Genomic DNA, 13,710 nt, shown 5'->3' with positions numbered 1-13,710 from the left:
TGTGGGCATGCAATCTTGGCCTACACCGCACGTCGACTCTGTCCCCGGCACTCCCGTCCCGCTTCACCTTTATGATTCGGCCGATGAGGTTGTCTCAAAGGTAGACATCAACGGTGATACCGCCAGCATGTATGTCTGTGGCATCACGCCGTACGACTCCACTCACTTAGGCCATGCGGCAACATACCTCACCTTCGACCTGATTTATCGCCAGCTGCTGGACAACGGCTATAAGGTCAACTACGCGCAGAACATCACTGACGTCGACGACCCACTTTTTGAAAGGGCTGAGCGCGACGGTGTGGACTGGCGCGAGCTGGGCACGTCCCAAATTAATCTCTTCCGCTCCGATATGGAGCTACTTTCCGTGATTCCACCGCAGCATTTTATCGGTGCGATGGAAGCTATTGATGAGATTACGGTGATGGTGCAGAAGCTTCTCGACGTCGACGCGGCCTACACCGTCGATGATCCGGAATATCCCGATGTCTACGCGTCGATCGAGGCCACGGATAACTTTGGCTATGAGTCGAACTATTCCCGTGAGCAGATGGAGACGTTCTTTGCTGAGCGTGGCGGTGACCCAGATCGCCCTGGCAAGCGTGATCCACTCGATGCTCTGATTTGGCGCGCACACCGTGAAGGTGAACCCGCCTGGGACTCTCCCTTCGGTCCTGGCCGCCCGGGTTGGCACATTGAGTGCTCGGCTATTGCCACCAACCGCCTTGGCTCCACCTTCACGATTCAGGGCGGCGGCTCTGATTTGAAGTTCCCGCATCATGAGTTCTCTGCAGCCCATGCAGAAGCTGCGCTCCAGGTCGAACGTATGGCACAGGTCTACGTCCACTCCGGCATGATTGGACTTGAGGGAACGAAGATGTCGAAGTCCTTGGGAAACCTCGTCTTCGTGCACAAGCTGGTCGAGGCTGGCGTGGACCCCTCAGCGATCCGTCTCGGTGTCTATGCCGGCCACTACCGCGGTGACCGTGATTGGTCTGATGACGTGCTGGCTACCGCTCAGGAGCGTTTGTCGCACTGGCGTGCTGCTGCAAAAAGCCCTGGCCAGGTTGAGTCCCTGCAAGCAGTAATCCAGGATGTGCGAGCAGCGTTGGCTGACGATCTCGACACCCCACGCGCGCTTGAAAACCTTGACGCTTGGGCCACTGAGGCGCTGCGCAGAGACGCTGATTCCACCGAGGAAAGCACCGCCGAAGCGGCTGCTCTCATCCGCACAGCAATAAATTCTCTGTTGGGCGTGCGCCTCTAGAGATCTTCAGGCATTATCTAGCTCATGAGCATTCGCGCAGAATTCCAGCCCACCGTTGATGAGTTCATTTCTAACCTTCAATCCTTCGCCACCGGCGATTACCTCAAGGAGGATGAGAAGGAGTTCTGGGAGGCACCTTTCGATGCCGCCGTCCTCCCGGAACTGAAGGAGATTATCGAGGAGTTCCTCGATAATCTGGACAAGCTTCCAGACGACCCAGAAGGGCCGATTCTGAGCGCTGCCGTGAAACCCTCGGTGGAGAAGCTCGGTGCCTTCAACCGTAAGAATGCCGATGCTGTCTTGGAGCCAGAGGAGAAGGAAGAGCTGACCGAGCTTATTCACTCTGCCTCGGCTGCCACAGGCGCCGACGATGAGGCCCTCTCGCAGCTTCCGGAGCTAGACTTCTAATTGACTGTGCAGATTCGTCGACCATCCGCAATCTTCTGGGATATGGATGGCACACTCACCAATTCCGAGCCATTGTGGGAAGAGGCCACGTTTCATCTCTCAGAGAGCTTGGGACGCCGCCTCACGCCAACTGAGCGTCTTGCCACTGTGGGCGCGACCTTTGAGGACACGCTGGATATCTGCGCCGATAAAGCTGGCGTGACTTTGCAACCGGGCGATACGGAGCGCTACCGCACGCTCATGTTTGACTACGTTAAATCGCTGTTTGCTCAACACCTCGAAATTTTCCCTGGCGTTCCTGAGCTGCTCAGCGAACTCAAGGAACACGGCATGCCGATGATGGTGACGACCAATACAGAACGCTATGTGGCGGATTCTGCTATTGAGGCGCTGGGCCGCGGCTACTTTGTGGACACCATTTGCGGTGACGAGGTCCCTCATGGCAAACCTGCTCCGGACATGTATGCCGAGGCCGCTCGCCGCCTTGGCCTAGAACCAGGGGAGTGCCTAGTCTTTGAGGATTCTGCTGCCGGAATGCGTGCGGCTGTCGACGCCGGCTGCGCCGTCATCGCTCTTCCTGAAGGTGACCACGTTGATGTTCCTGCGGAGGCAACAGAGATTTCCCACCTGCATTCTGCGCGGCACCTTGTAGGTGCTACTGCCGACGATGTGTATTCCTGGTTCACCCGGATCCTGCGCTAACGCTGAGCAGTGTTCGGCGGTATCAATTTCAGCCAGAGGGCAGAATTCTATGCAGCGGTGTGGAAGAATATGCACCTGTGAAGAATTTTGAGAGCCTGTTTGAGGAACTGTCCCAGAAAATCACCGAGAGGCCTGAGGGCTCCGGCACCGTGGAGGCCTATGACAAAGGTATTCACCATCTGGGCAAGAAGATCATCGAAGAGGCTGGCGAAGTATGGATCGCCGCGGAATACCAGTCTGATGAGGAACTAGCTGAGGAAATGTCGCAGCTGCTGTATTGGCTGCAGGTCATGGCCCATAAGCGCGGCCTGAAGCTCGAAGACATCTACCGCTACCTCTAGAGAAAGCCGCATTCATGATCAAAATTGCTGTTCCCAACAAGGGTTCCCTTTCCGAGTCTGCTCTCGAAATCCTCAAAGAGGCCGGGTACAAAGGCCGCGGACACAACAAATCCCTCAACGTCGTTGATGAGGCGAACGGCGTTGAATTCTTCTTCCTGCGTCCTAAGGATATCGCCATCTACGTTGCTCAAGGCGTGCTTGACCTCGGTATTACGGGCCGGGACCTTGCCCAAGACTCTCGCGCCAAATTCGACGAGGTGCTCAACCTTGGGTTTGGAGCATCCACGTTCCGTTATGCCGCGCCCGCAGGCGAGGAGTGGACTGTGGACAAGCTGCAAGGCAAGCGCATTGCCACCTCGTACCCCAACGTTGTGCGTGACCACCTGGCAACCAACGGCATTGAGGCGGAGGTTATTCGCCTTGACGGTGCGGTCGAAATTTCCATCCACCTAGGGGTAGCCGATGTCATCGCGGACGTTGTCTCCACGGGAGCCACGCTGCGACAGCAGGGCCTTGCACCTTTCGGTGATCCCATCGTGGCGTCGGAAGCAGTTGTCATCAAACGCGCGGGGGAGGAACTGACAGATGAAGAAAACGTTGTGCTCGGCCGCATTCGAGGCATCCTCAACGCACGTCACTACGTCATGCTCGACTACAACGTGGCCGAAAAGGATCTCCCGGACGTCGAAGCCGTCACGCCCGGCTTAACGGGTCCAACAATTTCCCCGTTGGCACGTGAAGGATGGGTAGCAGTCCGCGTCATGGTTCCCCGCAAGCTGGCAAACCAGGTCATGGACAGTCTTTCTGAGCTTGGAGCGGAAGCAATTCTTGCGTCAGATCTCCGTATTGCCCGATTTTAGGGGCAGATGCCAAACATTTTATTCGCGCTCCTGGCTACGATGAAGGGTGACCACCGTCGTTCTTCGATTTATATGCAAGGAGTCAGCCATCATGGCAAAGTCCACTAAGAAGGATGCTCAGACCGAGACCAAGGCCGCCAAGTCTGAGGTTGAGGAGAAGGCTACTAACAAGGCGCCTAAGGCTACGAGCACCAAAAAGACTCGTACTGAGACCGACCTCCTCGGCTCCATGGAGGTTCCCAACGACGCGTACTACGGCGTCCACACGCTGCGCGCAATTGAGAACTTCCAGATTTCCTACGTGACCATCAACACCATTCCGGACTTCATCCGCGGCATGGTTCAGGTCAAGAAGGCCACTGCAATGGCCAACCGCCGCCTTCACGTTCTGCCTAAGAAGAAGGCAGAGGCCATCATTTGGGCGTGTGATGAGATCTTGGAGAAGGGCCGCTGCATGGATCAGTTCCCGCTGGATGTCTTCCAGGGTGGCGCTGGTACTTCGCTCAACATGAACACCAATGAGGTCGTGGCCAACCTGGCGCTTGAGCACCTCGGTGAGGAAAAGGGCGCCTACGACATCATTAACCCGAATGATGACGTCAACATGTCTCAGTCCACCAATGATGCGTACCCGACCGGCTTCCGCCTCGGCCTGTACTACGCTATGGAGGACCTCATCGAGCGAATCGATGCCCTGCAGGCTGCTTTCCATGCCAAGGGCAACGACTTCTGCGACATCCTGAAGATGGGCCGTACCCAGCTGCAGGACGCTGTCCCGATGACCCTCGGTGACGAGTTCAAGGCTTTCGCTCACAACCTTGCTGAGGAGCAGGCCATCCTGCGCGATTCCCAGAAACGTCTGCTCGAGATCAACCTGGGTGCTACCGCCATCGGTACCGGTGTGAATACGCCAGCTGGCTACCGCCACCAGGTCACCGCCGCTCTGTCTGAGGTCACTGGTCTGGAAATCAAGACCGCCCGCGATCTCATCGAGGCCACCTCTGACTGCGGTGCCTACGTGCTTCTGCACTCCACGATCAAGCGTGCCGCCATGAAGCTGGCCAAGATCTGTAATGACCTGCGTCTTCTGTCTTCCGGTCCGCGCGCTGGCCTGGCAGAGATCAACCTTCCGCCGCGTCAGGCTGGTTCCTCCATCATGCCGGGTAAGGTCAACCCGGTTATCCCAGAGGTTGTGAACCAGGTCTGCTTCAAGATCTTTGGTAACGACCACGTCGTCACCATGGCTGCTGAGGCTGGCCAGCTCCAGCTCAACGTCATGGAGCCGGTTATCGGCGAGGCGCTCTTCCAGTCCATCCGCATTATGGGCAATGCCGTGGATACCCTGCGCGAGAAGTGCGTTGAGGGTATTACCGCCAATGCGGACGTCTGCCGTGCCTACGTCGAGAACTCCATCGGTATCGTCACCTACCTGAACCCGTTCATCGGCCACCACAATGGTGACCTCATTGCCAAGGAGTCCCTCGAGACCGGCAAGGGCGTCAAGGAACTGGTTTTGGAGAAGGGCCTTCTCGACGAAGAAACCCTCAACCGTGTGCTGTCTGTTGAGAACCTCATGCACCCAGAGTTCCGCGGTCAGCTGTACATTGACGAATAAATCGTCGTAATGACGCCCGCACGTGCAGGCGTCAAAGTGTGCTACTTCAACGCCCGCACCGCCACTGTTGGCGGGTGCGGGCGCTGATTCCTTTCTCCGATGTTTGGGAAAAGAGAAACCTCGCTACGGGTGTGTAACCTGACTTAGGTCTTGGGTGGGTGAGCATCGTGACTCTTGGCACTGATACCTGGTGGTTTTCGGCGGTGAGGTGGGATTGTTCCGCACTAAATTGACCTAAGGCAGGAGGGCGTTTTGTAAAAGGCATCTGGCAAAGGGCATCTTTGGGTCTAAAAACGCCATCTGCAATGAGTAAATGGCGTTTTCAGCCGTGAAAACGCCTTATGACTGATGCCTTTTGTCAGGCGCCTTTCGTAAGATGCTTCCAGCATGTCGATGGAGGGATGCAGACGTTGCGCATTGCGAGGGGAGCGAAGAGGTAATCCGTTTGGGAAGAGACGTGCAGTGCTCTACGGAAACGGTCATTGTGGCCTGACTTAGGTCTTGGGTGGGTGAGCAACGTGACTCTTGACACTGCTACCTGGTGGTTTTCGGCGGTGGGGTGGGATTGTTTCGCACTAAATTGGCCTAAGTCCGGGCCTCCTTACGGGTGTGTAAGTGGACACAATCGGGCTTAAGTCCGCATCTTTTCGCTCAAATGGGGCAGAATAAAAACAGTCAGTTGTCGTGCTTGACCCCACAGGCATCGGGTAGGGCGCGACTTACCCTCTTGTCCCGCAGCACTGCTGCGAATATTGGAGTCACACATGGTTGTTGTGCACATTCTCATTGTCCTAGCGGCGATTTACCTGGGTGCTCGAATCGGTTCCATCGGAATCGGTATGGCTGGTGGCCTGGGCGTCTTGATTCTCGGCCTTACCGGAGTTCCGATTACGCGCGAGGACATTCCTTTCGACGTCATCGGCATCATCATGACTGTTATTGCCGCCATCGCTGCCATGCAGCGCGCTGGCGGTATGGATTACTTGGTTTATCTCGCCGAGAAATTCCTCCGCAAGAATCCCAAACGAATCACTTTCTATGCCCCGATTGTTACCTGGCTCATGACGGTGCTTGCCGGTACGGGCCACACCGCCTTTTCTACCCTCCCGGTCATTGTTGAGGTGGCCAAGGAAGGAAAGGTACGCCCCTCTCGTCCGTTGTCCATCTCCGTGGTCGCTTCGCAGATGGCGATTTGCGCCTCACCGATTTCTGCTGCAGTCGTCCTGTTGGCATCATTGCTTGAGCCGATGGGTGTGGGCTACCTCCAGATTTTGGCTGTCCTTATTCCAGCTACGTTCCTCGCCATCTTCCCGGCAGCATGGGTAGCCAACCGTGCGGGTGTCGAGTTGGAGGATGATCCCGTATACCAGCAGCGTAAGGAGCAGGGTCTGGTCAAGCTTCCGCAAGGAGCGTCCAACTACAGCCCGAGCCAGGGCGCGAAGTCTTCCGTCATCATCTTCCTCGTGGCCATTGTCATCGTCATGCTGTGGGCTACGCTGACCTCGTCGCAGGTTGGACTCATTGAGGAACCGACTTTGCCACGTAATGAGGCCATTATGACGGTGATGCTCACCGCAGCAACCCTGATCGTGATGCTGACTAAGGTGCCGGCTGGCGATGTTCTCAATACCCCGGTGTTCAAATCCGGTATGTCCGCATGTATCTGCGTGTTGGGTGTTGCCTGGCTGGGCACCTCCCTGATTAACCACTACATGGAAGATATTCAGGAGCTCTCCGGAGAGATCATCGCATCGGCTCCATGGCTGCTGGCTGTCGTTCTCTTCTTTGCTGCGGCTCTGCTGTACTCGCAGGCAGCCACCACCAAGGCCCTTATGCCGGCCGCATTGGCACTTGGTGTCAACCCGCTGACCGCTGTAGCCGCTTTCCCAGCGGTGTCCGCACTGTTCATCCTGCCGACTTATCCGACTCTGCTGGCAGCAGTGGAGATGGACGATACCGGTTCGACACGCATCGGCAAGGCAGTCTTCAACCACCCATTTATCGTTCCGGGTGTGCTGAACATCGTGCTGTCGATTGTCCTCTGCTACCTCTTCGGCGCCGTCCTTATCTAGCCAGCCATTATTTAGCCAGCGCACGCTAAAAATCGGGCTCTCACCGCGCTAAACTGGTGGGCATGAGTACTCAACCTTCAGACGTTGACATTGCCCAAGCCCACCACCTGGAGCCCATCACTGAGATTGCCTCCCGTGCTGGTATCCCCGAATCAGCATTGATTCCCTTTGGCCGTACGAAAGCCAAAGTGGATATCACCCACATTGAGGACATGCCCGCTAAAGGAAAGCTTGTTCTCGTAACGGGGGTGTCGCCGACTCCGGCCGGTGAAGGTAAATCGACGGTCCTCATTGGCCTCACCGATGCCCTCGCCGCACTTGGTAAGAAAGCTATCGTCGCTCTCCGTGAGCCTTCCCAGGGACCAGTCATGGGCATCAAAGGTGGCGCTGCCGGTGGTGGCTACTCGCAGGTAGTTCCTATGGAGGACATCAACCTCCACTTCACCGGTGATTTTCACGCTATCGCCGCAGCCACCAATACGCTGGCCGCCATCATTGATAACCACATCCATCAAGGCAATACGCTCAACATCGATCCGCGTCGCGTGACATGGCAGCGTTGTGTCGATGTCAATGACCGCGCCTTGCGCAACGTCATCACTGGGTTGGGTGGACCTGCCCACGGCGTACCAGGAGAGACCAGCTTCACCATCACGGCAGCCTCGGAAATCATGGCAATTTTGGGTCTCGCTACGGACCTCGCCGATCTGAAGAAGCGCCTGGGTGACATCACGGTGGGCTACACTTACGACCACAAGCCAGTAACCGCTCGCGACTTGGATGCCGAGGGTGCCCTGACTGCGCTTATGCGGGACGCGCTTAACCCTAACCTGGTACAGACCTTGGCCGGAACCCCGGCTTTTGTTCATGGTGGCCCCTTCGCCAACATCGCCCATGGTTGCAATACTCTGCTCGCGACCCAAACTGCGATGCGCTTTGGTGACATCGTCCTCACTGAAGCTGGCTTTGGTGCTGACCTCGGCGGCGAAAAGTTCATGGATATCAAAGCCCGCTTTGGTGATCTTGATGTAGCCGGCGCCGTGGTCGTAGCCACGATTCGTTCGCAGAAGTACAACGGTGGCCAGCCGCGCGAGGAACTCACCACAGAGAACCTTGACGCCTTGAAGAAGGGGGTGGTCAACCTCGAGCGCCATGTCGAAAACCTCCGCAGCTTTGGGCTTACTCCAGTTGTTGCCCTCAACCTCTTTGGCAGCGATACCGACGCGGAGCGTGACTTCATGCGCCAGTGGGCCAAGGAATTTGGCGTTGCTCTGGAAGAAGCCGAAGTTTGGGCCAAGGGCGGCCAGGGTGCGACACAACTTGCACAGCTGCTGCTTGAGAATCTCACTGAGGGCGGTTCGAAGCAGCTCTATGATCCTGAAGAGGGCATCGAGGCATCGATCCAGACCGTCGCCACCACGATCTACCGCGCTGAGAGTGTTGAATACTCATCGAAGGCTCTCAAGGATCTGAAATACATCAAGGATAACGGCTGGGAAAAGTACCCAGTCGTGATCTCCAAGACGCAGTACTCCTTCTCCGACGATCCGAGCCAGCTCGGTGCTCCCGAGGGACATACCCTGCATGTCCGCGAACTCCAGCCGCGCACTGGTGCCGGCTTCATCGTGGCATTGACGGGTGATGTGATGACCATGCCGGGCTTGCCTAAGAAGCCAGCAGCGAACAACATCGATGTTGCTGCAGACGGTACAATTTCCGGCCTGTTTTAGGTGTAAGCCCGATATGGTCGGGGTGTTCAAAAGCTAGTAGAACGGTTACTCGGCCGTTCTACTCCGGCCCACCCTTCTACTCCGGCCAGCCGGGGTACTCAGGTGGCGTTCCGCCGAAGGCTGGGCACAGGTCTTGAAACGAGCACCAGCCGCACAGTTTCGAGGTCTTGGGGCGAAAATCGCCAGCTTTGCCATCGCCTTCGATCTTGGCCCAGAGCTCGCCCAAGTCACGCTCGAAGTATGCGAGCTCCTCAGGACCTGGCGTAAGGAACATTGAGTCCAGCACCTTGAGGTACATCAAGCGCAACTGCGCCGGAATCGTCCCCATCAGCCGCCAATACACGAGTGCATAGAAACGCATCTGGAATTGCGCATCGTGTGAATACCGGGGGAGAGGCTTCTTTCCGGTCTTGTAGTCCACCACGCGCACTTCTCCGGTGGGTGCGACATCAACGCGATCAATAAAGCCGCGGACGGGCACACCGTTGGGCAAAACCGTATCCACGTACATCTCGCACTCGTAGGCGTCGAAGCCCTGGGGGTTCTCCATCTGGAAATAACCCTTGACCAGTTCACGTGCCTCGATGAAGAAGTCGAGTTCTTCCTCAGCAGGGACGAGGTCCCGCAGATCCGGGTCCGCCTCAACCATCGTGGCCCATTCGGGCTTAATCATTTTTACTGCGGCCGGGTAATCACGCTCCTCGCGTGGGAGCTTATGCATGTTTTCCAAAACAGCATGAACCAGTGTGCCTTTGACCTGCGCCTTCGTCTTAGGCTCAGGAAGCTTGTCAATAGCCCTGAAGCGGTAAAGCAATGGGCACTGGTTGTAATCGGACGCGCGGGAAGGGGAGAGGGCTAGTCGTTTCGGCATGATGCTGCCTAGCCTAGCGCATGGCCTCGGAGAACCCTGCTGCACATACTTGGGCCCACATACTTGGGGACGTACAGCTGCCAACCGTGGCAAGCTAGAAGGTATGACTACGACGGATACCACGAAAGCGTTTCTCGATTTCATCGCTGCTAGCCCCTCCTCTTACCACGCTGCTGAAGAAGTAGCGCGCCAGCTGACGGAGGCGGGATTTAGCCGCCAGGAGGAAAACGAGGAGTGGTCAGCCGAACCAGGTGGACACGTCATGGTGCGGGGAGGCGCAGTCATGGCGTGGTATGTACCGGAAGGGGCTAGCCCGGAGTCCGGATTCCGCATCATCGGTTCTCATACCGACTCCCCAGGCCTTGCCCTTAAGCCCACTCCGGACTTCGATTCCGCTGGGTGGCAACAGGTAGCTGTGGAAGTCTATGGCGGCGTTTTGTTGCACAGTTGGTTTGATCGCGAGCTCACCGTGGGCGGCCAAGTTTTGACCAAGGATGGTTCCCGCCACCTCGTCAACACTGGTCCGCTCCTGCGCCTGCCTTCGCTGGCCATCCACCTCTACCGCAAGGATGAATTCAAGCCGGAGCGTCAACGCCACATGCAGCCGGTACTCTCCGTAGGTACGCCAGAGACCTCCGTGATGGGCGTGATCGGCAACCAACTCGGCGTTGAACCCGATGACATTGCCTCCTTCAATCTCATTACTGCGGATGCCCACCGTGGGGAGGTCTTCGGCGCGGGGGAGAAGCTCATCGCTGCCGGGCGTATGGATAATCTATCCTCCGTTCATGCCTCGCTGCGGGCGATGGTTGGAGTGGCGTCGTCAAGCACAGCGCCTAACAACCAGGACATTCTGGTGATGGCCGCATTTGACCACGAAGAGGTTGGCTCCTCCTCCCGTTATGGTGCCGGCGGTCCCATCCTGGGAGACGTGCTCACGCGTACCGCGCGTGCGCTCGGCGCGAACGAGGAACAGCGTTTCCAGATGTTCGCCCGCTCCAGCTGCGTATCAGCGGATGCAGCGCACTCGGTGCACCCAAACTATGCTGAAAAGCACGATCCTACGCATCATCCAATCATCGGCCAAGGTCCCGTGACCAAGATAAACGGCAACCAGCGTTATGCCTCCGATGCTGTCACGGTGAATCTCTGGGAGGATGCCTGCCGCAGCGCAAGTGTTCCGTACCAGCGCTTCGTAGGCAATAATGACGTGCCGTGTGGCTCCACTATCGGCCCCATCTCTGCTACCCGTCTGGGCATCCCCACGGTGGATGTCGGTGTGCCGATGCTGTCGATGCATTCCGCCCGCGAGCTTGTGGGCGAACGTGACCAACTATGGCTCGGCCAGGCTCTTGAGGCATACTTGGTGGGTTAACCCGGACATCCCCTCATTTGTGAAAGGCCCTCACCGCTATGGCTTATTCTGGTCCCTTCAGCTACGGCGACCGCGTGCAGCTCACCGACGCTAAGCGCCGTCACTACACCATCGTCCTCGAAGAGGGAGGCCAGTTCCACTCGCACAAGGGCATCATCAATCACGATGACATCGTGGGGCTCGATGAAGGCTCTGTCATCGACTCCACTTTAGGTAGCTCTTTTCTGCTCTTCCGCCACCTCATGGTGGATCACGTGCTCTCCATGCCGCGTGGCGCAGCAGTGATTTACCCCAAGGACTCCGCACAGATCTTGGTCGAAGGCGATATTTTCATGGGTGCCCGGGTGCTTGAGGCAGGTGCCGGTTCCGGTGCGTTGTCCATGACGTTGCTGCGAGCCGTGGGCCCACAGGGCCACGTGTACTCCTACGAAGTCCGCGATGATCACCTCGAATACGCAGTGGACAACGTTAAGGAATACTTCGGCGAGCAGCCCGAGTGGTGGAGCCCGCGTTTGGGGGACTTGGCCGACGTCAACGTCGAGGATCTAGGAGGGCCAGTCGATCGCGTCATTCTCGACATGCTCGAGCCATGGGAGCACCTAGAAAAGGTACGTGACATCCTCATTCCGGGTGGCGTGTTCATGACCTATGTGGCCACCGTGCCTCAGCTCATGAAGGTGATGGAAGGTATCCGTGAGCTTAAGTGCTTTACCGAACCCAAGGCGTGGGAGTCCCTGGTGCGCGAGTGGAAGGTGGAGGGCCTAGCTACGCGCCCAGAGCACCGCATGAACGCCCACACTGCCTTCCTGATTTGGACGCGCCGGCTTGCCGACGGCGTCACGCCGCCCCGCCCGCAGCGCCGCGCACGAAAGTAGGGGGTAAGGGCCTGCCCGCGCGCTAGGGTGGATCCTATGAACGATGCCACCAACGCCTCCGAGCACACCCAGTTGCGCCGGCAGATTGATCAACTCTCTGAGCGCAACACTAAGCTCGCCGCCTTGTTAAAGGATGCGCGCGTCAAGCTGCAGCAGCTACTTGCTGAAGTTGACGCTTTGGCGGAACCTGCCTCCACGTATGGAGTCTTCCTAGGCTATTCCGGCCGGCCGCACGATTCGCGTCGCGATGCCGAGGTGTATACCAATGGCCGCGTCATGCGCGTGAAGATTTCACCCAACCTTGAGCCTGGCTCGTTAAAGGTGGGCCAGCAGGTGCGCTTGGGCGAAGGTTTTGTTGTGGTGGAAGCCTGTGAGCCGGTCAACACGGGATCGCTAGCCACGCTTCACGAGCGCCTCGGCACCGACCGTGCGGTCATCACCAACTCCGCAGGGGAGGAGCAGGTCGTTGTGCTCGCCGCGCACCTGCGGGACGAGGTTCGCGCGGGCGATACCCTCCTCATCGAGCCCAAGTCCGCCGTCGCGGCCGAACGCGTGCACAAGACTGAGGTGGCGCAGCTGACCCTCGAGGAAGTTCCAGACGTTTCCTACGATGACATCGGCGGTCTGGATGAGCAGATTTCCCAGATTCGGGATTCTGTGGAGCTGCCTTTCCTGCACCCAGACCTCTACCGGCAGTACGATCTCCAGCCGCCCAAAGGCGTGCTGCTCTATGGTCCTCCCGGGTGCGGCAAGACTCTCATCGCTAAGGCTGTGGCGCATTCTCTGTCCAGTTCTCTGGGAGCAACTGCCCCGAGCTACTTCCTCAACGTCAAGGGCCCGGAGCTGCTCAACAAGTATGTTGGCGAAACCGAGCGTCGCATACGCCTGATCTTTGAACGCGCCCGCGAGTTGGCCTCTGAGCCTTCCGAAGACGGCAGCCTACGCCCAGTGATCATCTTCTTCGATGAGATGGAATCCATTTTCCGCACTCGCGGCTCAGGCGTGTCCTCCGATATGGAAACCACAGTTGTCCCACAGCTGCTTACGGAGCTCGACGGCGTGGAAAAGCTCAACAACGTCATCGTCATTGGTGCGACCAACCGTGAAGAGCTCATTGATCCGGCAATTATGCGCCCAGGGCGCCTCGATATCAAGATTCGCATCAATCGTCCCACCAAAGACGGTGCGCGCGAGATCTTTGCGCGCCACTTTCCAGAAACGGTGCCGCACGAGGGCGATCTCGCGACGCTCATCGACACCGCCGTCGACGATCTCTACGCAGACCGCCCCTTCGTTCGGCTGCTCTACGCCAATGCGGAGCCGCGCGTGCTGCATTACCGCGATTTCGTCTCCGGAGCGATGATTGCCAATATCGTCTCTCGCGCGAAGAAGCTTGCCCTCAAAGAAGCACTCCGCTCAGCCGACGGAACTGACCCTGGAATTACCGCACAACACCTCCACGAGGCCATCGCCGCGGAACAGGCTGAATCCGAGTACGTGCCGACCTCCGCCACACCGGAAGAATGGGCCAAGATCGTCGCCGGAACCTCTGCCGGCGCACACGTCACCGGCGTCGAAGTGATGGGAGCATAAC

12 protein-coding genes are annotated in these 13,710 nt (G+C 57.7%); 11 read left to right on the top strand and 1 reads right to left on the bottom strand.

The annotated features are described in order from the left end of the window. Positions 1-7 precede the first annotated feature (7 nt). From mshC to I6J72_RS04715, 8 genes are all read left to right on the top strand, one after another. Positions 8-1,267 (top strand): cysteine--1-D-myo-inosityl 2-amino-2-deoxy-alpha-D-glucopyranoside ligase, encoded by a 1,260-nt coding sequence (gene mshC / locus I6J72_RS04750; RefSeq protein WP_204100100.1) that lies wholly within the window; start codon positions 8-10, stop codon positions 1,265-1,267. A gap of 24 nt (positions 1,268-1,291) precedes the next feature. After that, positions 1,292-1,675, top strand: a complete 384-nt coding sequence (locus tag I6J72_RS04745; protein ID WP_039675337.1) for a hypothetical protein — start codon at positions 1,292-1,294, stop codon at positions 1,673-1,675. Positions 1,676-1,717: 42 nt separating this feature from the next. Beyond that, a complete protein-coding gene (locus tag I6J72_RS04740) occupies positions 1,718-2,377 on the top strand; it encodes an HAD family phosphatase (protein ID WP_204100438.1) in 660 nt (219 codons plus the stop codon). Between the two features lie 77 nt (positions 2,378-2,454). After that, positions 2,455-2,718, top strand: a complete 264-nt coding sequence (locus I6J72_RS04735; RefSeq protein ID WP_115022101.1) for a phosphoribosyl-ATP diphosphatase — start codon at positions 2,455-2,457, stop codon at positions 2,716-2,718. Positions 2,719-2,732: 14 nt separating this feature from the next. Further along, a complete protein-coding gene (hisG, locus tag I6J72_RS04730) occupies positions 2,733-3,578 on the top strand; it encodes an ATP phosphoribosyltransferase (RefSeq protein ID WP_115022103.1) in 846 nt (281 codons plus the stop codon). Between the two features lie 91 nt (positions 3,579-3,669). Further along, a complete protein-coding gene (gene aspA, locus I6J72_RS04725) occupies positions 3,670-5,193 on the top strand; it encodes an aspartate ammonia-lyase (RefSeq protein ID WP_115022105.1) in 1,524 nt (507 codons plus the stop codon). Positions 5,194-5,957: 764 nt separating this feature from the next. Next, entirely contained in the window at positions 5,958-7,265 is a 1,308-nt protein-coding gene (locus tag I6J72_RS04720) for an anaerobic C4-dicarboxylate transporter (protein WP_204100099.1), read from the top strand. A gap of 62 nt (positions 7,266-7,327) precedes the next feature. Further along, on the top strand, positions 7,328-8,995 hold the full coding sequence (locus I6J72_RS04715; protein WP_204100098.1) for a formate--tetrahydrofolate ligase: 1,668 nt from the start codon (positions 7,328-7,330) through the stop codon (positions 8,993-8,995). Between the two features lie 76 nt (positions 8,996-9,071). Here the strand turns inward: I6J72_RS04715 and I6J72_RS04710 are convergent, their stop codons facing one another. Beyond that, positions 9,072-9,866 carry a RecB family exonuclease gene (locus tag I6J72_RS04710; protein ID WP_204100097.1) on the bottom strand — a complete coding sequence of 265 codons (795 nt, stop codon included), beginning with the start codon at positions 9,864-9,866 and terminating at the stop codon, positions 9,072-9,074. Between the two features lie 103 nt (positions 9,867-9,969). Between I6J72_RS04710 and I6J72_RS04705 the strand changes: the two genes are divergently transcribed. From I6J72_RS04705 to arc, 3 genes are read left to right on the top strand one after another with little or no spacing between them, the layout of a single operon-like run. Further along, the gene (locus tag I6J72_RS04705) at positions 9,970-11,241 is read left to right on the top strand and encodes a M18 family aminopeptidase (RefSeq protein WP_204100096.1); all 1,272 of its coding nucleotides are present in this window, start codon (positions 9,970-9,972) and stop codon (positions 11,239-11,241) included. 38 nt (positions 11,242-11,279) lie between these two features. Next, complete coding sequence (locus I6J72_RS04700) at positions 11,280-12,116, top strand: tRNA (adenine-N1)-methyltransferase (RefSeq protein ID WP_115022114.1); 837 nt, start codon at positions 11,280-11,282, stop codon at positions 12,114-12,116. Positions 12,117-12,152: 36 nt separating this feature from the next. Then, complete coding sequence (gene arc / locus I6J72_RS04695) at positions 12,153-13,709, top strand: proteasome ATPase (protein ID WP_204100095.1); 1,557 nt, start codon at positions 12,153-12,155, stop codon at positions 13,707-13,709. Position 13,710 lies beyond the last annotated feature (1 nt).

The organism is Corynebacterium sp. FDAARGOS 1242, from assembly GCF_016889985.1.
Classification (GTDB): Bacteria; Actinomycetota; Actinomycetes; order Mycobacteriales; family Mycobacteriaceae; genus Corynebacterium; species Corynebacterium minutissimum_B.
The sequence above is the reverse complement of the archived record's forward strand: the minus strand, read 5'-3'. Positions and strand labels throughout refer to the sequence as shown.